This is a genomic window from Streptomyces sp. DH37 (assembly GCF_029813835.1).
In the GTDB taxonomy this organism is placed as follows: domain Bacteria; phylum Actinomycetota; class Actinomycetes; order Streptomycetales; family Streptomycetaceae; genus Streptomyces.
This window is the reverse complement of sequence record NZ_JARVKV010000041.1, coordinates 16,565-35,872: the sequence shown is the minus strand read 5'-3', so window position 1 is coordinate 35,872 and position 19,308 is coordinate 16,565. Positions and strand designations below refer to the sequence as shown.

Sequence of the window (19,308 nt, the reverse complement as noted above, 5' to 3'; positions counted from 1 at the left end):
ATCCCCCCGGACCGTAAGGAGCGAAGTGGCTAAGGTCCGGGTATACGAGCTCGCCAAGGAGCTTGGAGTCGAAAGCAAGGTCGTCATGGCCAAGCTCCAGGAACTCGGTGAATTCGTCCGTTCGGCGTCCTCGACCATCGAGGCGCCGGTCGTACGCAAACTGACTGACGCATTCGACACGGGCAACGGCGCCGGAGGCGCCAGGAAGTCCGCTGCGAAACCCGCCGCCCCCCGCAAGGCGGCCCCCAAGCCGGGCGCCCCGAAGCCGGGTGCCTCCGCACCCCGCCCGGGTGCCCCCAAGCCCGGCGCGCCCAAGCCCCCGGCCCCCGCGGCCGAGGCGCCCAGGAGCGCGCCGCAGAAGAACGTCCCGGGTCCGGCCCCGGCCCCGGCCAAGAGCGCCCCGGCCCAGCCGGCGCCCGGCCCGCGCCCGGCCCCGGCCAAGCCGGGTCCCGCCCAGCCCCCGGCCCCGTCGAGGCCCGAGTTCACCGCGCCGCCGTCCGCTCCGGGCGCGCCGCGTCCGGGCGCCCCCAAGCCGGGCGGCCGTCCCGCCCCGGCGGGCCAGGACCGCCGCGGTCCGGGCGCGCCCAAGCCGGGCGGCCCCAAGCCGGGCGCCCGTCCGGCCGGCCCGCGTCCGGGCAACAACCCCTTCACCTCCGGCGGCTCCACCGGCATGGCGCGCCCGCAGGCGCCCCGTCCGGGCGGTGCCCCGCGTCCCGGCGGCCCCGGCGCCCCGGGCGGTCCCCGTCCCGGTGCCGGCCAGGGCGGTCCCCGTCCCGGCGCGGGCCAGGGCGGTCCCCGTCCGCAGGCTCCCGGCGGCGGCCGTCCCAGCCCCGGCAACATGCCGCGCCCGCAGGGCGCCCAGGGCGGTGCCGCGGGTCCGCGTCCGGGCGGCGGCAACCGTCCGAACCCGGGCATGATGCCGCAGCGTCCGGCCGCGGGTCCGCGTCCGGGCCCCGGCGGCCGCGGTCCCGGCGGCGCGGGCCGTCCGGGCGGTGGCGGCGGCCGTCCCGGTGGCGGCGGCGGTTTCGCTGGTCGTCCCGGTGGCGGCGGCGGTGCCGGCCGTCCCGGTGGCGGCGGCGGTTTCGCCGGTCGTCCCGGCGGTGGCGGCGGTGGCGGCGGCTTCGGCGGCCGTCCCGGTTTCGCCGGTCGTCCCGGCGGCCCCGGCGGCCGTGGCGGCACACAGGGCGCGTTCGGCCGTCCCGGCGGTCCGGCGCGTCGCGGTCGCAAGTCGAAGCGGCAGAGGCGCCAGGAGTACGAGGCCATGCAGGCCCCGTCCATCGGCGGCGTGATGCTGCCGCGCGGCAAGGGCGAGACCGTCCGGCTGTCGCGCGGTGCGTCGCTCACCGACTTCGCGGAGAAGATCAACGCCAACCCGGCGTCCCTGGTCCAGGTGATGTTCAACCTGGGCGAGATGGTCACCGCGACCCAGTCGGTCTCCGACGAGACGCTGCAGCTCCTCGGCGAGGAGATGAACTACACCGTCCAGATCGTCAGCCCGGAGGAGGAGGACCGGGAGCTCCTGGAGTCCTTCGACATCGAGTTCGGCGAGGACGAGGGCGGCGAGGAGGCACTCGTCTCGCGTCCGCCGGTGGTGACCGTCATGGGTCACGTCGACCACGGCAAGACGCGCCTGCTGGACGCGATCCGCAAGACCAACGTCATCGAGGGCGAGGCCGGCGGCATCACGCAGCACATCGGCGCGTACCAGGTCGCGACCGAGGTCAACGAGGAAGAGCGCAGGATCACCTTCATCGACACCCCGGGTCACGAGGCGTTCACCGCCATGCGTGCCCGCGGTGCGAAGTCGACCGACATCGCGATCCTCGTGGTGGCGGCCAACGACGGTGTGATGCCCCAGACGGTCGAGGCGCTGAACCACGCCAAGGCGGCCGACGTGCCGATCGTGGTGGCGGTCAACAAGATCGACGTCGAGGGCGCGGACCCGACCAAGGTGCGCGGCCAGCTCACCGAGTACGGGCTCGTGGCCGAGGAGTACGGCGGCGACACCATGTTCGTCGACATCTCCGCCAAGCAGGGTCTGAACATCGACCAGCTGCTGGAGGCCGTGATCCTCACCGCGGACGCCTCGCTCGACCTGCGGGCCAACCCCAACCAGGACGCGCAGGGCATCGCGATCGAGGCCCACCTCGACCGCGGCCGCGGTGCGGTGGCCACGGTGCTGGTCCAGCGCGGCACCCTGCGGGTCGGCGACACGGTCGTGGTCGGCGACGCGTACGGCCGCGTCCGGGCGATGCTCGACGACAAGGGCAACACCGTCGAGGAGGCCGGTCCGGCGACCCCCGTCCTGGTGCTGGGTCTGACCAGCGTCCCGGGCGCGGGCGACAACTTCCTGGTGGTCGACGAGGACCGCACGGCCCGTCAGATCGCCGAGAAGCGCGCCGCCCGCGAGCGCAACGCCGCCTTCGCCAAGCGCACCCGCAGGGTCTCCCTGGAGGACCTGGACAAGGTGCTCAAGGCCGGCGAGGTGCAGCAGCTCAACCTCATCATCAAGGGCGACGCGTCCGGTTCGGTCGAGGCCCTGGAGTCCTCGCTGCTCCAGCTCGACGTCGGCGAGGAGGTGGACCTGCGCGTCCTGCACCGCGGTGTGGGTGCGGTCACCGAGACCGACATCGACCTGGCGACCGGCTCCGACGCCATCGTCATCGGCTTCAACGTGCGCGCCGAGGGGCGTGCCACGCAGATGGCCGAGCGCGAGGGCGTGGACGTCCGCTACTACTCGGTCATCTACCAGGTGATCGAGGAGATCGAGGCGGCCCTCAAGGGCATGCTCAAGCCGGAGTACGAGGAGGTCGAGCTGGGCACGGCGGAGATCCGCGAGGTCTTCCGCTCCTCCAAGCTCGGCAACATCGCGGGTGTCATCATCCGCTCCGGCGAGGTCAGGCGGAACACCAAGGCCCGCCTCATCCGCGACGGCAAGGTCGTGGCGGAGAACCTCAACATCGAGGGCCTGCGCCGCTTCAAGGACGACGTCACCGAGATCCGCGAGGGCTTCGAGGGTGGTATCAACCTCGGAAACTTCAACGACATCAAGGTCGACGACGTCATCGCGACGTACGAGATGCGGGAGAAGCCCCGCGCCTGACGCCCGCCGGTGGTTCCACCGGTGAACGGCCACGGAGCCTCCCGCCCCGGCGGGAGGCTCCCGGCCGTTATATGCGTCGATCACCGGGAACCGTTCCGTGTACGGTTCTCCGTGTCCTGCCGGGCGCCGGCAGGGCTTACCCCACGAGGCCCCACGGGTCGGCTGGACCCGCACCACATGTACGTAGGCACACTCTCCTTCGATCTGCTGCTCGGCGACGTACGGTCGTTGAAGGAGAAACGGTCGGTCGTCCGTCCGATCATCGCGGAGCTGCAGCGCAAGTACACGGTGAGCGTCGCCGAGGTCGGGGACCAGAACGTCCACCGCAGGGCCCTGATCGGCCTGGCGGTGGTCTCCGGGGACGCCGGGCACGTCTCGGACGTGCTCGACCGGTGCGAGCGGCTGGTGGCCGCGCGGCCGGAGGTGGAGCTGCTGTCGGTGCGGCGGCGGTTCCACGGGGACGAGGACTGAGAGCGTCCGGAGCGCGGGCCCCGCCGCACCCCAACCGAACGATCCGAGACAGAAGGAAGCAGACACATGACCGACACCGCGCGGGCACGCAAACTGGCTGACCGCATCCGGGTCGTGGTCGCGGAGACCCTCCAGCGGCGGATCAAGGACCCGCGGCTCGGCTATGTGACGATCACCGACACCCGGGTCACCGGCGACCTGCGGGAGGCGACCGTCTTCTACACGGTCTACGGCGACGACGAGGAGCGCGCCGCCTCCGCCGCGGCGCTGGAGAGCGCCAAGGGCGTACTGCGCTCGGAGGTCGGCCGGCAGACCGGTGTGCGCTTCACGCCGTCGCTGACGTTCGTCCCGGACGCGCTCCCGGAGAACGCCCGGACCATCGACGACCTGCTGGAGAAGGCCAGGGCGTCGGACGCCCAGGTCCGCCAGGCGTCCTCGGGCGCCGCCTACGCGGGCGAGGCCGACCCGTACCGCAAGCCCGCACGCGAGGAGGACGCGGAGGGCGCGGAGGGCGCCGGGGGCGAGACGGACGGCGAGGACGCCTGACCCGTGGCACGCAAAGGCACCCAGGAACCCGGCGGGCTGGTCATCGTCGACAAGCCCGCCGGGTTCACCTCCCACGACGTCGTCGCCAAGATGCGCGGCATCGCCCGCACCCGCCGGGTCGGGCACGCCGGCACGCTGGACCCGATGGCCACCGGCGTCCTCGTCCTGGGCGTCGAGAAGGCGACCCGGCTGCTGGGGCACCTGGCCCTGACGGAGAAGGAGTACGTCGGCACCATCCGCCTCGGCCAGAACACCGTCACCGACGACGCCGAGGGCGAGATCACCTCCTCCGCGCCGGCGGACGGCATCGCGCGCGGGGCGATCGACGACGGCGTCGCCAAGCTGACCGGGGACATCCTCCAGGTCCCGTCCAAGGTCAGCGCCATCAAGATCGACGGCAAGCGGTCCTACGCCCGGGTGCGCGAGGGCGAGGAGGTCGAACTGGCCGCCCGGCCGGTCACCGTCTCCTCCTTCACCGTGCACGACGTCCGCGAGGAGAGCGCGGCGGACGGCACGCCCGTCACGGACCTGCTGGTCTCCGTCGTCTGCTCCTCCGGCACCTACATCCGGGCGCTCGCCCGCGACCTGGGCGCCGACCTGGGCGTCGGCGGCCACCTCACCGCGCTGCGCCGCACCCGGGTCGGCCCGTACGGCCTGGACGCGGCGCGCACCCTGGAGCAGCACCAGGAGTCGCTGACCGTCATGCCCATCGGCGAGGCGGCGGCCGCCGCCTTCCCGCGCTGGGACGTGGACGAGCGGCAGGCCGGACTGCTGGCGAACGGCGCGCGGATCGCCATGCCGCCGGCCGGGCGGCCCGGCCCGGTCGCGGCCTTCGGCCCCGGGGGCCGCTTCCTCGCCCTGGTCGAGGAGCACGGGGGCAGGGCCAAGAGCCTGGCCGTCTTCGCCTGATCCGCGGACGGCGGGGGCGTCCGGCCGGTTCCCCTCGGGGCAGGGCCCCGGATTCACCCCGTCGGGCGGGCGCGCGAGGTGCGCCACGGCGCGCACCGGAACGCCCCGCGCCCGCGGACCCTCCGGTGCGGCCCCGGCCGGGGCCGTCGCGCGTTCGCCCTACGGACGGGACGGGACCGGACCGGCCGGGCGCGGGTCCCCGTGCGAACGCGACGGGGGGTCATGGCACCCTTGGACCCGGCACCATCCAACTGGCATTCGGCGAGGAGCGGGCACTGTGCAGCGCTGGCGTGGCTTGGAGGACATCCCCGAGGACTGGGGACGCAGCGTCGTCACCATCGGCTCCTACGACGGGGTGCACCGCGGGCACCAGTTGATCATCGGCAGGGCGGTCGAGCGCGCCCGCGAGCTGGGCGTACCGGCCGTCGTCGTCACCTTCGACCCGCACCCCAGCGAGGTCGTGCGGCCCGGCAGCCATCCGCCGCTGCTCGCCCCGCACCACCGGCGCGCGGAGCTGATGGCCGGGCTCGGGGTGGACGCGGTCCTGGTCCTGCCCTTCACCAGGGAGTTCTCGAAGCTGTCGCCGGCCGAGTTCGTGGTGAAGGTGCTGGTCGACAAGCTCCATGCCCGCACCGTCGTCGAGGGCCCCAACTTCCGCTTCGGCCACAGGGCCGCCGGCACCGTGGAGACCCTGGCCGAGCTGGGCCGGACGTACGACTACGACGTGATGGTGGTCGACCTGTTCGTGCGGGGCGCGGCGGGCGGCGGCGAGCCGTTCTCCTCCACCCTCACCCGCCGTCTGGTCGCCGAGGGCGACATGGCGGGGGCGGCGGAGGTCCTGGGCCGGCCGCACCGGGTGGAGGGCGTGGTCGTCCGCGGCGCGCAGCGCGGACGCGAGATGGGCTACCCGACGGCCAACGTCGAGACCCTGCCGCACACCGCGATCCCCGCGGACGGCGTCTACGCCGGATGGCTGGTCGTGGAGGGCGAGTCGATGCCCGCCGCGATCTCCGTCGGCACCAACCCGCAGTTCGACGGCACCGAGCGGACGGTGGAGGCGTACGCCATCGACCGCGTCGACCTCGATCTGTACGGGCTCCACGTCGCGGTGGACTTCCTGGCCTACATCCGCGGCCAGGAGAGGTTCGACACGCTGGAGGGCCTGCTGGAGCGGATGGCCGAGGACGTGAGGGTGGCGAAGGGCCTGCTGGGCTGAGCCCGGCCGGCCCGTCCGCGTTCCGCGGGGCTCGCGCCCCACCGTCACCGCTCCGGCTGCTGCCGCCACTGCACGCCGGGCGAGGGCGGCGCCGCCGCGCCGGGCGGCTGCTGCTGCCAGCCCTGCGGCGGACCGGCCTGCGCCTGGCCGGGCTGTGCCTGACCGGGCTGCGCCTGGCCCGGCTGGCCCGGGTGGGGCGGCTGCGCGGGGTAGGGCTGTGGTTGCGGCTGCCCGTACGGCTGCTGCGGGTACGGCTGCGGCTGCTGGTACGGGACCTGGGTCTGCCGGGGAGCCCCGGGGTAGGGCTGACCGGGCTGCGGCCGGCCGGGGATCGGCGGCGCCGACAGCGGCGGGTTGCCGCCGGGCGACCACAGCCCCTGTTCCTGCTGGTGGCGCGAGAAGTCCTCGGCGATCAGGGCGGCGAGGTTGAAGTACGCCTCGCGCGTCCTGGGCCGCATCATGTCGAGGTCCAGCTCCGCGCCCGCCGCCAGGTGCTCGTCGAACGGGACGACCACCACGTCGCGGCAGCGCGTCTTGAAGTGCGCCACGATGTCCTCGACCTTGATCATCTTCCCGGTCTCGCGGACCCCGGAGATGACCGTGACGCTGCGCTGCACCAGATCGCCGTAGCCGTGCGCGGAGAGCCAGTCCAGCGTCGTGCTGGCACTGCTGGCGCCGTCCACGGACGGGGTGGAGACGACGATCAGCTGGTCGGCGAGGTCGAGGACGCCGCGCATCGCGCTGTAGAGCAGACCGGTGCCCGAGTCGGTGAGGATGATCGGGTACTGCTGGCCCAGCACGCCGATGACACGGCGGTAGTCCTCGTCGTTGAAGGTGGTGGAGATCGCCGGATCCACGTCGTTGGCGAGGATCTCCAGACCGGAGGGCGCCTGCGAGGTGAACCGGCGGATGTCCATGTAGCTGTTGAGGTACGGGATCGCCGTCACCAGATCGCGGATCGTCGCGCCCGTCTCGCGCCGCACGCGGCGGCCGAGGGTGCCCGCGTCGGGGTTGGCGTCGATCGCGATGACCTTGTCCTGCCGCTCGATGGCGAGCGTCGCGCCGAGCGCCGTGGTGGTCGTCGTCTTGCCGACGCCGCCCTTGAGGCTGATCACCGCGATGCGGTAGCAGGACAGCACCGGGGTGCGGATGAGGTCGAGCTTGCGCTGCCGCTCGGCCTCCTCCTTCCTGGCGCCGATGCGGAACCGGGAGCCGCCTCGGTTGCTCTGCGGGCGGGGCTTCTTCTTCTGGTTCAGCAGGCGGTCGGAGGACAGTTCCACCGACGCGGTGTACCCGAGCGCGCCGGGGCGGCTCGGCGGCTGCTGCCGGGGGTCGGGCCAGGCGGTGCCGGCGCGGGGATCCTGCGGCTGCTGTGGCTGGGCCTGGGCCTGGGGCTGGGGCTGAGTCTGGGGCTGGGACTGGGGCAGCGGTCCGGACGCCGGGGGCTGGGCGGGAGGCAGCGGCTGGGGCTGGGCCTGTGGCTGGGGCAGCGGCCCGGCCTGGTGCGGCGCGGGCGGCTGCGGGAAGCCGTAACCACCCTGGGGAGAGGGCTCCTGGGGCGGCATGGGCACTCCCGCCCGGTCAGCCGCGGGCCCGGGCGGTGCGGGGTGCTGCACGGCCGGGGGCTGGGGTTGGGGCTGGGGGAACCCGTAACCGTCCTGCGCCGCGGGCGGGTTGGGCGCGGGCGCCGGAGGCAGCGGCTGGGGTTGGGGCTGGGGCAGTGCGGCCTGGGGTGGTGCGGGCGGCTGCGGGAAGCCGTAGCCGCCCTGGGGCGCGGGCGGACCGGGCACGGCCGGAGGCTGGGGCTGTGCCTGGGGGAAGCCGTAACCGCCTTGGGGCGACGGCGGGTTGGGCGCCGGGGCGGGCTGTGCCTGGGGGAAGCCGTAACCGCCCTGCTGCGCGGGCGGGTTGGGCGCGGCCGGCGGCCGGGCCGGGGACTGCTCCGGGGCGCCCGTCCAGCCCGCTGCCGGAGCCGGCGCCCCGGCCGGGGGAGCGGCGGGCTGGAAGTGCGGTGGCAGGGGCGGCAGTCCGGCCGGGACCCCGCCCTCCGGAGCGGGCTGCCACGGCGCCGGCGCGGGCGACTGCGGCGCGGACTGCTGCGGCGCCGACGGCTGCGGAACGGCCCCGTGCGGTTCACCGCCGGCGGCCTCCGCTCCGGACTCCCCGAACTCCCCGGACTCCGCCGGCGGCTCTGCGGGTCCCTCCCCGGAACCGCTGCCGCCGTCCGCCGCCGGGCCGGCCGGGGAGGCTCCCACGTCGGACGGCGCGGTACCGGACGGCTCGCCGTCCGCGCCCTCGGGCCGGTCGTCCCCCTCCGCCGGGGACTCCCCGGAGGACCCGGACGACCTCCGCCCGGCGATCTCACGGCGCAGCGCGGCGGCGGAGAAGCGCATGGTGGAGTCGCCGGCGGGACCGCCGTCCCCGGCGGGCCGCTCCTCCCGGACGTCCTGTCCGTCCTCGCCGCTCCGGCCGGCCCGGGAGCCGCCGGAGTCCCGCTCGCCGGACTCCTCCCGCGCCTCCCCCGCCGGGGTCACGGGCGGCGCGACCGGGGGGAACGCGGGTGGCGCGGCGGCTTCCGCGCCCGTGTCGGCCCGGTCCGGAGCACCGCCGGGAGCAGCCGCGGGCGGCGGCGGGGCGGGGTCGGCGTTCCGCGTGTACCAGGCAGGCGGGGTGTAGTCGATGGTGAACTCGCCCGTGGTGTCGAGTTCGTCCTCGGGCAGGTCGTCGCCGGGTGCGATCCCGTCGACGCGGATCTCGTCCCGGTCGTTCACAATGCCTCCTGCTGATCTGGTCGAGCACCCCGGTCGGACCGCGCGGGCCGCCCCTTGCCGACGAGCGGCTCCAGCGACCGGCTCCCCCGCCGCCGCGGCCTCCGGCCGGTTCCTCCGAACGCCGTGCCGCGCGTACGGTCCACCCTAATCGCCGCGGGCGCGGAAAAGGCATGCCGGGCCTGTCCCGCTCGGACGACGGACCGGTGACGGGGCGACAGCCGACGGCGGCCGGGGACGGGGACGCGGCGGGCGTCAGTCCAGCCGCCGGGCCGCGCCCAGCAGGCCCGCCTCGGCGTCGGTGGGCCGGGTCAGCACGAACCGCCGGTCCCGGCCCGCGCACCACAGCGTCACGCCGTCGGCGAGCGTGGAGAGCGCCTCGACCTCCTGCCGGGACAGCGACAGGATCCGGCCGACCTGCCGCGCCTCCTCCGGGGAGACCTGCTGGATGCCCGCGAGCGAGGCCCCCCGCAGCAGTCGCGGGGCCACCGGACTCAGGTACGGCAGCAGCGTCAGCACCGACTGCCAGGGGCCCGAGGAGACCCGGCCGCGCGGCGGCTTCATGCCGCAGTCCCGGATCACCACCACCGGCGAGACGGCCGTGGCGCCCAGCGGCGGCACCCGGCCGACGTCGTGGAGCGTCATGCACTGCTGGTCGCCGCCCGCGGCCCGGGCGAGGTTCGTCCACACCTGCGGACGGCCGGTCTCGACGGCCACCCGCGCCCCGGTGCCGGCCGCGCGCAGGGCCAGCACCTGAGCCGTCCACAGACCGCCGACCAGCACCACGTCGTACGGGACGGGGTGGTGCAGCCCGAGGACGGCCGGACGGTCCTCGACGTCCACGCCGGCGGCCACCCCGTCGTCGCCGAGCGGCAGGGCGAGCGCGTCCAGCTGCTCCACGGGCAGCACCTGACGGGGCGTCCGGGGACCGCGCAGTCCGAACCCCAGACGGGGCCGTGCGGCGGTACGCACCGGGTCCGCGGAACCGGGCATCAGCGCGTCCCTCCCAGCGGCAGCGTCGCCAGCACTCCGGGCACCTGCTCGCGGTCCAGCCGTACGAGCCCGAGCCGGTTGTCGCGCGACAGCCGCTCCAGCGTGTGCCGGGCGGCGACCAGTTCGCCGTCGCTGCGCGCGGTGATCCGCACATGGCCGCGCACCGCCACCGAACGGCGCTCGCCCCGGCTCAGGGCCAGGCTGAAGGTGGTGGCCAGGGAGGGAAGCCCCGTCAGCTGGGCCACCAGCGCGGGCAGCGACGCCGCGCCCGGTCCCAGCTCGGGCCAGCGGACCACCCCGTAGGTGGTGTGCCAGCGGTCGTCGCACCGCCAGGCGCGCGCCCTCTCCTCGGTGCGCCGCGCGGGCGCGGAGTCGGGACGTCCGGCCCGCGCCGTGGCCATCGGGCTGGCACCGGCCGAGGTCGCCAGCGCCGTGACCAGCTCCTGCTCCGAAAGGAGCGCCGCCCGGAAACCGGCGCCGGCCAGCCGGCTCGCCAACTGGTCCGCGGCCCGCACCAGACAGCGCTGCGCGCCCTCGACACCGTCGCCGCGCGCCCGGACCGCCTCCCGGCACAGCTCCGGGTCGAGCTTGAGCGCGATCCAGGTCAGCCGTACGGCCGGTGCGCCGCACGCGGCCTGCAGGGGGCGGTAGCTCGCCGCGGCCACCGACCGCTCGGGCAGGTGCGGCGCGGGCGCGGGCTGGGTGTACTGCACCGCCTGCACCGACTCCAGTCGTATGCCGTCCACCTCCAGGGCGTCGGCCAGCAGCCGCAGCGGCAGCGGGCGTTCGGCGGGGCCGGAGCGCAGGGCCGCGGGGCGCGGCTCGACGCGCAGCACCGCGGTCAGGAACGTGCCGTCCCCGACCATCCCGACCACACGCCGCTCCCGGTCGGTGTACGACAGGCTGCGCAGGGCCGGGTCGCACTCGACGGCCGGGGCGATGCCCGGATCGGTGTCCGGCGGCAGGAGCTCGGCGGCGGCCCGCCGCCTGCGGCCGCGCAGCGCCATGACGGTGCCCAGCCACTCGGGCAGCGGACGGCCGCGCCGCCGCACCACCGCCAGCAGCAACAGCAGGACCGCGACCACGGCCGCCGGTATCAGCAGGACCTCGTCGACGGCGAGGGCGACCACCACGCCCGCGGCGGCCAGTTCGACCAGCACCAGATGCTGCAGACGGAAGGGCCCCAGGCGACGGTGGCGCGCCTCGGCGCGCGGCGTGACCGTGCGCGCCTGGCGCGACGACCGGGCGGGCGCGGGGCGCGTGCCGTCCGGCGCCGAGGTGTCGGGCGCGGACGTGGCGGTCCGGGCCCGCGTGGCGGTCCCCATCCCCTGAAAATCCCCTTGTGTCCGTAATCGCCCTGGAACTCAAGGGCGTTGGTCGGGCGATCACCCTACCGGAGCGGCACGGGCCCATCGCCAACGGGCATAGTAGGGGGCCGGTCCGACAATCGGCAGCAGTGGCGGTGCACCGGTTTTCCCGGAGACGCCGGGCCGACCAGTGGGGAGATTCTTCAAGACATGGCATCACGGCGGGACGAGCTCAACGCCTACACCTTCGCCAAGAAGCGGCTGGTCTCGGCATTCCTCCAGCCCTCGCCGACCGGAACCGAGGAGGGGGCGCCCAGGCCGCTGCGGGCGGTGCTGCCCGGACTGGTCGTCGGGGTCCTGATCCTGGCGGGCTTCGGGGCCTGGGGCATGTTCAAGCCGAAGGCCCCCAAGGGCTGGGACAACCCCCACGAGAAGGTCATCATCGGGAGCGAGTCCACCACCCGCTACGTCGTCCTGGAGACCAGGGGCAAGAAGCAGCTCCACCCGGTGCTCAACCTGGCCTCCGCCAAACTCCTCCTGGACCCGCAGAAGTTCGGCATCGTCAAGGTGGACGAGAAGGTCCTGGACAGCGGGAGGATCCCGCACGGCGCCACCATCGGCATCCCCTACGCCCCGGACCGGCTCCCCGGGAAGGAGGAGGCGACGAAGGCCAAGCGCTGGGCGGTGTGCGTCCAGCCCGGCGACGACGGGGTGCAGAAGGCGGTCTTCGTCCTGGCCGACCGCGACAGGGACAGGGTCGAGGGGAAGGGCCGGTTGAGCGGCGGCGAGGTGATGTACGTCAGGGGGCCCGACCGGAGACTCCACATCGTCGACGCCGGGGGCACCGCCTACCCGATCGCCCCGAACGACACGCTGCTGCGCACCGTCGTCGGCAGCACCCGCCCGCAGGATGTCACCGCGGACTGGCTGCAGACCTTCAGGACGGGCGACCCGATCGACTTCCCCGAGGCGTTCACCGACATCGGCGAGCCGGCCGGAGCCCCCGGCAGCCTGGACGCCGAGGCCAACCGCGTCGGCATGGTGCTGCGCGCGCCCTCCGGCACCGGGCTCCAGCACTACGTGGTGGTGAAGGGGGGCGTCCGGCCGGTCACCGACTTCATGGCCAAGCTCCTGCTCAACAGCCCGGAGGCCACCGTGCTCGGCCAGCAGGCGGAGGCGAGGAACGTCAGCGCCGGAGCCATCCGGCCCGACGGCACCCCCTACGGCGGCAGGCTGGACTGGCCCCGGAAGGAGGCCGCCGCGGCCAACCCGTCCGGCGGCGGCCGGGACACCCTGTGCAACGTGCTGCGCGGCGTCGACGAGAAGAAGGGCACCACCGAGCTCAGCACCTGGGCCGGCGAGGACTACCCCGCCACCCTGCCCAACGGAGCCACCAGCGCGTACGTCACCCCCGGCTCCGGGCTGCTCTTCCGGCAGATCAAGGGCCGGGAGACCGGGTCCGGCGGCGTCTTCCTGGTGACCGACACCGGACTGCGGTACGCGGTGCAGGCGAACAGCGACAGCGGCCGGGACGAGTCCGAGATCGGCACCGACGGCAGGAGGAAGGACCCGCGGCAGGCCGTGCAGGAGGGCAACCAGGCGCAGATCAGGCTCGGTTACGAGGGGGCCCGGCCGGTGCCGGTGCCCGCCACCTGGTCGGGCTTCCTCCCCACGGGACCGCGGCTGAGCACGAGCGCGGCGAAGCAGCCGCAGGGCTCCTGACGTGGGGGAGGCGCAGGCGATGACGAGCACGGCAGCCGCGGCGCGGCGCACCGCGCGCACCGTCCGCCGCCGGACGGCGCTCCCCACGGCCGGGACGGTCGTCCTGGCGGCCCTCGCCGCCGTCGCCACGCCCCTGGCCTGGGCGCCGCCGGCCGCGGCCGACGGGCAGTGCACCTTCCCGGCCAAGCCCTTCGAGGGCAGGCCGTGGTCGCTCAAGAGGGTCCTCCTGGACCAGCTCTGGGTGAAGACCAGGGGCGAGGGCGTCAAGGTCGCGGTCATCGACACCGGGGTGGACGACGACCACCCGCAGCTCAAGGGCGCGGTCGACACCGAGCTGGGCAAGAACATGCTGCCGAGGAAGCCCAAGAAGGACGAGTACGGCAACGTCCCCGAGCGCGGCGCGGAGAACGGCACGGACGACACCGTCGGCCACGGCACCAAGGTCGCCGGCATCATCGCCGCCCGCCCGGCCGACGACACCGGCTTCGTCGGCATGGCCCCCGGGGCGACCATCATCCCGATCCAGCAGAACGACGCGAACGGCAGCGGGAGCACGACCACCCTGGCCGCGTCCATCAGGCACGCGGTGGACGTCGGCGCCCGGGTCATCAACATCTCGCAGGACACCGCGGAGCCCCTCCGGCCCGACTCCGAGCTGGAGCAGGCGGTGAACGACGCGCTGGCCGAGGGCGTCGTCATCGTCGCGTCGGCGGGCAACGACGGCCTGGGCGGCAACGTGAAGGAGACCTACCCGGCCTCCTACGAGGGCGTCATCGCCGTCGCCTCCTCCGACCGCAACAACGAGCGCGCGCCCTTCTCCCAGTCGGGCGACTTCGTGGACATCGCCGCCCCGGGCGTCGACATGGTCTCCACGGTCCCGGGGGGCGGCCACTGCGCGGACAACGGCACCAGCTTCTCGGCCCCGTACGTGGCGGGCGTCGCGGCGCTGCTCGTGGCCGAGCACCCGGACTGGAAGCCCCACCAGATCGCTGCCCAGCTCGAACAGACCGCGGAACGCTCCGTCCCCGGACACGACCGCCACGTGGGCTGGGGCGTCATCGACCCCGTCCGGGCCCTCACCGAGGACGACAAGCCGATCGAGAAGCCGGTGGCCCGCGAGGGCGTCGACAGGGCCGAACCGCCCACCCCGGCCGAGCTCCACCTCGGCGAGACCGCCCAGGAACGCACCGAACGCCTGGGCACGTACGTGGTGGTCGGCGGAGGCGTCCTGGTGTCGGTGATCGCGGGCGGCTCCCTGGTGTACCGGGACTGGCGGCGCCGGCGCGTCACCGGATAGGGTCTGCGCCCTACCGCGCGGGCACGGCCGGAGCGACGGTCGCGGAACCCTCGCACGGCTCGCGGGAACCGGGCGATCCGCCCGTCCGCGACCCCGGGAACCGCGCCGCACCCCGCGCGCCCCACGGGCACCGCGCGCCAACTCACCGGCCGCGTTACGCGGTTGGTGCTGTCACAGGCGATGGCTAGAGTGGTCGCGCACACGGTCGAACGTGCGGGTTCAACGGGTGGAGGGGGAACCTGATGACGCTGCCGGCGGATTCCGGCTCCGGTGGAATCGATGTCGAACTCGAGACCCTCAAGGACTTCAAGAAGCGGGTCGACGGCATCCTCGGCGAACTCGAGAGCTCCCCCGCCGCTCCCGCCAAGGTAGGGCAGCAGGAGGTCGACCGGGCCTCCTTCGGCGGGAGCTTCGCCGAGGCCGACGGCATCTACGCGGAGTACAACCGCGTCCACACCCACCTCACCGGCCTCTCCAAGGTGCTCGGAGCCCAGATCGAGGCCATGCGCATCGCCGTCCACGGCGCCGACGTCGGCTTCGGCAACCTGGAGGACGACCTGAAGCGGCGCTTCTGGCAGCTCCAGGGACAGGCGTACCAGCACCAGCAGGAACAGCGGCAGGCGGACAAGCCCGGGACCGAGGACGACACCGAGGTCACCTACTGACGGGGGGAGGCAAGGGCCATGAGTGACGACAAGGGGCAGGAGAGGCCGGACGAACCGGTCGTCGCCCCTCTGCTGTTCATCACCGACCTGAAGCGGAGCGGGGTGCTCGCCTCGCCGTTCAACCCGCTCGGCGGCCTGATGATGCGCGCCAGCGTCATGGGCTCCACCGACTTCGAGGGCAAGGACCTCGAGGAGATGCAGGACCTGGTCGACAACGCCAGGCCGGAGGACATCGAGAGCGCGGCGGACGCGCTCTGGAAGGCCGGCGGCAAGATCAGGGAGGTCGGCGAGGACATCGGCAAGCACATCGACAAGGTCAAGTGGGACGGCGAGTCCGGCGACAGCTTCCGCGCGTGGGGGCGTGACCTCAGCAAGAACACCCTCCTGCTGGCCGACTACACCGAGCAGGCGAGCACTCACCTGAAGGCGGCCGGTGTCGGCCTGGCCTCGGTGAAGAGCAGCATGCCCAAGCGCGACGCCAGGATCGCGGCCGCGCCGCGGCTGGAGGACATCCCCACCCCCGAGCGGGTCGACGACAACGAGAAGTACCGGCTGGCGAAGAAGAAGGAGGAGGACCGCCAGGAGGCCATCAACCAGATGAACCGCCTGGCGTCCTACTACCGGGTCTCGCACGAGAGCATGCAGGCCAAGGAGGAGCCGAGGTTCGGCCCGATGCCGAAGATCGGCATGCCCCCGGCGCCGTCCCTCAAGGAGCGGGAACTCCTTTCGGACGGCAGGGGCTCCAGCCCTTCGGCGGACGCGTACAGAACGGCGGAGACGCCGCCGCGGGTCGAGGAGCGCGGGGAAACGGTGCGGGGCACCACGTCGTCCGGCGACGCTCAGGGCACCCCGGCCGTCCCCGGCGGCGGGATCGCGCCCGGGGAAGAGGTGCGGACCGAACTCGACAGCGTCGCTGTTCCGGTGGCCCCGTCCGCCGACTCCGGCCCGCGCCTCCAGACTCCCGTGAGCCCCGTGGCCGGTCCTCCCACCGCCGGCCCGGTCGGACCCCTTCCCCCGTCCTCGTACAACAGCCCGGTCAACAGCAGAGGAGGGGGCGGCTCGAAGGTCCAGGGCAGCCCGCACCCCGGGCAGCAGCGCGGTACCGGCCCGGGCCGGGTGACCCCCACGCTTCCCGGCGCTCCGTCGGCGGGCAACGGGACGACGCGTCCCGTCACGGGTGGCGCTCCCGGCCGGACGGGCGCCGTCCCTCCCGCGGCCCCGCCGGCGAACGGCGTGGGGCCGCGGCCCGTCACGGGCACGGGCGGTACGCCCGCCGGCAGGGCTCCCCAGACGACGGCACCGCCCGTCGGCCGCGGCGGCAACGGGATCTTCGGCGGTACTCCGAGCCAGGGAGGGAGAGCGGCCACCGGCCCGCGCGTCCCCCGGGGAACGGTGATCGGAACGGAACACGGCATGACGGGGCGGCCTTCCGCGGGCTCGCCGGGCGCGGGCGCGATCGGGGCCGGGACCGGGACCGGGACGGGAGGCGGCACCACCGGCCGCAGACCGGCGTCGACCCCCGGCGGTGTCGTCGGCACCCCGCGGAACGCGCCGGCGCAGGGGGCCGCGTCCCGGCCGTTCACTCCGGGGGGCACGGGCCTGGCGCGAAGCGGTGCCACGGGCGGCCAGGCTCCCGCGGGGGCTCCGCGTCCCGGGACTCAGGGATCCCGGGACGAGTCCCGGAGCGAGTCCCGTCGGCCGGACTACCTGACCGAGGACGAAGAGACGTGGACGACGGGGCGGAACGGCATCGCTCCTCCCGTCGTCGATTAACCCCCAGTCGAGAGAGCGGCGATGACGGCAGGACACAACCACCGCCAGGGCAGGACGCTGCCGCGGAGCACGGCGCGGCGGCGTCTGCTCTCGGCATCGGCGGCAGTCGGCGCGTGGACCACATGCCTCATGGGAGTGGCACCGGCGGCCCAGGCGGACGACGTGCGTTCGCAGCAGTGGTACCTGGACGCCATGCAGGCCGAGGAGATGTGGAAGGTCAGCACGGGCGAGGGCGTCAAGGTGGCGGTCATCGACACCGGTGTCGACGCCACCACCGCCTCCCTGCGGGGCCAGGTACTCCCGGGCGAGGACCATTCCGGCGCGGCCGGGGAGGCCACCGATGACTACGACGGTCACGGGACGTCCATGGCGGAGATCATCGCGGGAACCGGCGAGGGCGGGGGAATCCAGGGGCTTGCTCCCGGCGCGAAGATCATTCCCATTCGCGTCGCCCTCAGCACCCTTGAGGGCAAGAGCAACGAGAGAAGCGGCTCCGAGGCGATCAGGGCGGCAGCGGACAGCGACGCCCAGATCATCAACATGTCCTTCGGCGGGCCGTATTACGACACCGAGGAAGAAGAAGCGGTCAACTACGCTCTCAGCAAGGGAAAGCTGCTGTTCGCCGGTACCGGGAACAGCGGTAAAGACGGAATGCACTTCCCGTCCTCGTACACGGGCGTGGTGGGCGTGGCGGCAACGGACGAGAAGGGCGTTGTCGGAAAGTTCTCGCAGTACGGGCCCAACACGGATCTGGCAGCACCGGGAGTCAACATTCCCGCCTGGTGCGACAAGAGCCTGAAGGAGTACTGCCCCGACGCCGACGGTACGAGTGCCGCCACCGCCATCGCCTCCGCCTCCGCCGCGCTGATCTGGTCGAAGCATCCCGACTGGACCGCCAACCAGGTCCTGCGCGTCCTGGTCGACACCGCCGGGCGCAAGGAGAGGAGCGACGTGGCCAGCAAGTACATCGGCTACGGCGCCGTCCGCCCGCGCATCCACCTCCTCGAGGGCAAGGGCGACCCCGGCGAGCCGGACAGGAACCCGATCGAGGCCACGGAACCGACCCCGTCGTCGGCGGCGTCCTCCCCTGACGGGGGAAGCGACGCCGAGAACGATGGCAGGGCCGGGAAAGACCGGGTAGAAAAGGCGAGTTCCGAATCCAGGGACAGCGGCGACCTGTGGATCTACCTGGGAGCGGGCGCCGCGGCGGCCGTTGTGGTGGCCGGCGCGTTCGTCCTCGTCCGGCGGACGCGCCGCACCTAGCGGGCGCGCCGTCCGGGGCGCGCCCACGACAGCCCATCCGCAAGCACCAGTAACTCACATCCAAGGAGAGCAGCATGGCCGGAGAAGGCGGCAGCGGCGGTACGTTCCAGTCCAACGACGCCGATCTCAACGATCTGATCCGCGACGTCCAGGAGATGCAGTCGAAGCTGAAGAGCAAGATCGCCAACCTGAACGCCGTGGTCGACACGATCGAGGCCGCGTGGAAGGGCGACGCCCACCGGTCCTACGACAACCTCCAGCGCAAGACGAACGACTACGCCCGGAACCTGGACGGCAAGCTCCAGATGATGGAGGAGGCCCTCCAGGCGAGCAAGGACGGCTTCACCGCCAACGAGATCGAGCAGATGGAGAGCTTCAACCAGGTCTCGAAGGCGAGCCCGATCAGCGACTTCACCGGTGTGGGCGTCACCCCGACCGCCAGGTAACGAGAAACAGAGAAGAAGGGAGGGGCAGGAATGACCATCAAGATCACATACGGCACCGTCACCGCTGCCGCCGATGACGTCCGCAGGGTCGCCAGCGAACTCGAGGGCCAGCTCAACGCCCTGAACGCCCGCGTCACCAGCGTCGTCGCCACCTGGGACGGTGAGGCCCAGAACGCCTTCCACCGCAAGCACAAGGGGTGGGAGGAGAACGTCAACGGTCTGAACACCACGCTCAAGGCCATCGCCGCCGGGCTGGACAACGCGGCCGCCGGCTACCAGCGCACGGACCGCCGGGCGGCGCAGCAGTTCGAGTTCTGATTCCCCGGGGCTTTCCCGCGAAGCCGCCGCCGAACGCTCCGGGCGGGCGTCCGACGTCATGCGTCGGGCGCCCGCCCGTCGTGCTCTGCCGCGCCCGCGGTGTCCTGCCGTGCCCCGCCGGCCCGCGGCTCAGGGCCTGAGGTCGAACTCGCCGTCGCGCACACCCAGGACGAACGCCCGCCACTCCGCTGCGGTGTAGCGCAGCACGGTGCCGGGATCCTTGGAGTTGCGCATGGCCACGGCGCCGCCCGGCAGGTGCGCGATCTCCACCTTCTCGTCCTCCGGGCCCCCGGGCGCGCTCTCCCACACGGCGTCGGAGATGTCCATCGCGTACAGCTCGTCCTTCTCCTGCTGAGTCCCCATCGGCGAACCTCTCCCTCATCGATGCCAGCGACGGTGACCGAAAGATAACAGTCCGTCGACGGACCCGGACGGCCGTCGCGCACCACCGCCCTTTCGGGGGAGAAGCGGCCGGACACGGGGCGCGCGGGGCCGGCGCGAGCCGGTGGGC

Annotated in this window: 16 protein-coding genes; 12 read left to right on the top strand and 4 right to left on the bottom strand. The window is 73.8% G+C overall.

Annotated elements, in window-relative coordinates:
- Positions 1-25: 25 nt before the first annotated feature.
- The 5 genes from infB to QC029_RS19995 all read left to right on the top strand — a co-directional run bounded on the left by infB (position 26) and on the right by QC029_RS19995 (position 6,245).
- On the top strand, positions 26-3,103 hold the full coding sequence (gene infB / locus QC029_RS20015) for a translation initiation factor IF-2 (protein WP_279557080.1): 3,078 nt from the start codon (positions 26-28) through the stop codon (positions 3,101-3,103).
- A 177-nt stretch (positions 3,104-3,280) separates the two neighbouring features.
- A complete protein-coding gene (locus tag QC029_RS20010; RefSeq protein WP_279557079.1) occupies positions 3,281-3,574 on the top strand; it encodes a DUF503 domain-containing protein in 294 nt (97 codons plus the stop codon).
- Between the two features lie 66 nt (positions 3,575-3,640).
- On the top strand, positions 3,641-4,120 hold the full coding sequence (rbfA, locus tag QC029_RS20005) for a 30S ribosome-binding factor RbfA (RefSeq protein WP_279557078.1): 480 nt from the start codon (positions 3,641-3,643) through the stop codon (positions 4,118-4,120).
- Positions 4,121-4,123: 3 nt separating this feature from the next.
- On the top strand, positions 4,124-5,029 hold the full coding sequence (gene truB / locus QC029_RS20000) for a tRNA pseudouridine(55) synthase TruB (RefSeq protein WP_279557077.1): 906 nt from the start codon (positions 4,124-4,126) through the stop codon (positions 5,027-5,029).
- Between the two features lie 277 nt (positions 5,030-5,306).
- Positions 5,307-6,245 carry a bifunctional riboflavin kinase/FAD synthetase gene (locus tag QC029_RS19995; RefSeq protein WP_279557076.1) on the top strand — a complete coding sequence of 313 codons (939 nt, stop codon included), beginning with the start codon at positions 5,307-5,309 and terminating at the stop codon, positions 6,243-6,245.
- A 44-nt stretch (positions 6,246-6,289) separates the two neighbouring features.
- Here the strand turns inward: QC029_RS19995 and QC029_RS19990 are convergent, their stop codons facing one another.
- The 3 genes from QC029_RS19990 to eccE form a co-directional block, all read right to left on the bottom strand.
- The gene (locus QC029_RS19990) at positions 6,290-9,019 is read right to left on the bottom strand and encodes an SCO5717 family growth-regulating ATPase (RefSeq protein WP_279557103.1); all 2,730 of its coding nucleotides are present in this window, start codon (positions 9,017-9,019) and stop codon (positions 6,290-6,292) included.
- Positions 9,020-9,268: 249 nt separating this feature from the next.
- On the bottom strand, positions 9,269-10,006 hold the full coding sequence (locus QC029_RS19985) for a hypothetical protein (protein ID WP_279557075.1): 738 nt from the start codon (positions 10,004-10,006) through the stop codon (positions 9,269-9,271).
- Entirely contained in the window at positions 10,006-11,331 is a 1,326-nt protein-coding gene (gene eccE, locus QC029_RS19980; RefSeq protein ID WP_279557074.1) for a type VII secretion protein EccE, read from the bottom strand. The genes QC029_RS19985 and eccE overlap by 1 nt, the downstream gene beginning before the upstream one ends.
- A 192-nt stretch (positions 11,332-11,523) precedes the next feature.
- On the opposite strand from eccE, the gene eccB reads away from it, so the two are divergent.
- From eccB to QC029_RS19945, 7 genes are all read left to right on the top strand, one after another.
- Positions 11,524-13,035, top strand: a complete 1,512-nt coding sequence (eccB, locus tag QC029_RS19975; RefSeq protein WP_279557073.1) for a type VII secretion protein EccB — start codon at positions 11,524-11,526, stop codon at positions 13,033-13,035.
- 19 nt (positions 13,036-13,054) lie between these two features.
- The gene (gene mycP, locus QC029_RS19970) at positions 13,055-14,332 is read left to right on the top strand and encodes a type VII secretion-associated serine protease mycosin (RefSeq protein WP_279557072.1); all 1,278 of its coding nucleotides are present in this window, start codon (positions 13,055-13,057) and stop codon (positions 14,330-14,332) included.
- A 242-nt stretch (positions 14,333-14,574) separates the two neighbouring features.
- Complete coding sequence (locus QC029_RS19965) at positions 14,575-14,997, top strand: hypothetical protein (protein WP_279557071.1); 423 nt, start codon at positions 14,575-14,577, stop codon at positions 14,995-14,997.
- A gap of 18 nt (positions 14,998-15,015) precedes the next feature.
- On the top strand, positions 15,016-16,770 hold the full coding sequence (locus QC029_RS19960) for a WXG100 family type VII secretion target (protein WP_279557070.1): 1,755 nt from the start codon (positions 15,016-15,018) through the stop codon (positions 16,768-16,770).
- Between the two features lie 129 nt (positions 16,771-16,899).
- Positions 16,900-18,033 carry a S8 family serine peptidase gene (locus tag QC029_RS19955; RefSeq protein WP_279557069.1) on the top strand — a complete coding sequence of 378 codons (1,134 nt, stop codon included), beginning with the start codon at positions 16,900-16,902 and terminating at the stop codon, positions 18,031-18,033.
- A gap of 74 nt (positions 18,034-18,107) precedes the next feature.
- On the top strand, positions 18,108-18,479 hold the full coding sequence (locus QC029_RS19950) for a WXG100 family type VII secretion target (RefSeq protein WP_279557068.1): 372 nt from the start codon (positions 18,108-18,110) through the stop codon (positions 18,477-18,479).
- A gap of 30 nt (positions 18,480-18,509) precedes the next feature.
- Positions 18,510-18,797 (top strand): WXG100 family type VII secretion target, encoded by a 288-nt coding sequence (locus tag QC029_RS19945; RefSeq protein ID WP_279557067.1) that lies wholly within the window; start codon positions 18,510-18,512, stop codon positions 18,795-18,797.
- A gap of 129 nt (positions 18,798-18,926) precedes the next feature.
- Here the strand turns inward: QC029_RS19945 and QC029_RS19940 are convergent, their stop codons facing one another.
- A complete protein-coding gene (locus QC029_RS19940; RefSeq protein ID WP_279557066.1) occupies positions 18,927-19,160 on the bottom strand; it encodes a DUF397 domain-containing protein in 234 nt (77 codons plus the stop codon).
- Positions 19,161-19,308 lie beyond the last annotated feature (148 nt).

Bases quoted from the DNA above. Each gene is read 5' to 3' on its own strand.
- QC029_RS20010 (WP_279557079.1), top strand. From the start codon at position 3,281: ATGTACGTAGGCACACTCTCCTTCGATCTGCTGCTCGGCGACGTACGG.
- rbfA (WP_279557078.1), top strand. From the start codon at position 3,641: ATGACCGACACCGCGCGGGCACGCAAACTGGCTGACCGCATCCGGGTC.
- QC029_RS19985 (WP_279557075.1), bottom strand. From the start codon at position 10,006: ATGCCCGGTTCCGCGGACCCGGTGCGTACCGCCGCACGGCCCCGTCTG.
- eccE (WP_279557074.1), bottom strand. From the start codon at position 11,331: ATGGGGACCGCCACGCGGGCCCGGACCGCCACGTCCGCGCCCGACACC.
- eccB (WP_279557073.1), top strand. From the start codon at position 11,524: ATGGCATCACGGCGGGACGAGCTCAACGCCTACACCTTCGCCAAGAAG.
- mycP (WP_279557072.1), top strand. From the start codon at position 13,055: ATGACGAGCACGGCAGCCGCGGCGCGGCGCACCGCGCGCACCGTCCGC.
- QC029_RS19965 (WP_279557071.1), top strand. From the start codon at position 14,575: ATGACGCTGCCGGCGGATTCCGGCTCCGGTGGAATCGATGTCGAACTC.
- QC029_RS19960 (WP_279557070.1), top strand. From the start codon at position 15,016: ATGAGTGACGACAAGGGGCAGGAGAGGCCGGACGAACCGGTCGTCGCC.
- QC029_RS19955 (WP_279557069.1), top strand. From the start codon at position 16,900: ATGGGAGTGGCACCGGCGGCCCAGGCGGACGACGTGCGTTCGCAGCAG.
- QC029_RS19950 (WP_279557068.1), top strand. From the start codon at position 18,108: ATGGCCGGAGAAGGCGGCAGCGGCGGTACGTTCCAGTCCAACGACGCC.
- QC029_RS19945 (WP_279557067.1), top strand. From the start codon at position 18,510: ATGACCATCAAGATCACATACGGCACCGTCACCGCTGCCGCCGATGAC.
- QC029_RS19940 (WP_279557066.1), bottom strand. From the start codon at position 19,160: ATGGGGACTCAGCAGGAGAAGGACGAGCTGTACGCGATGGACATCTCC.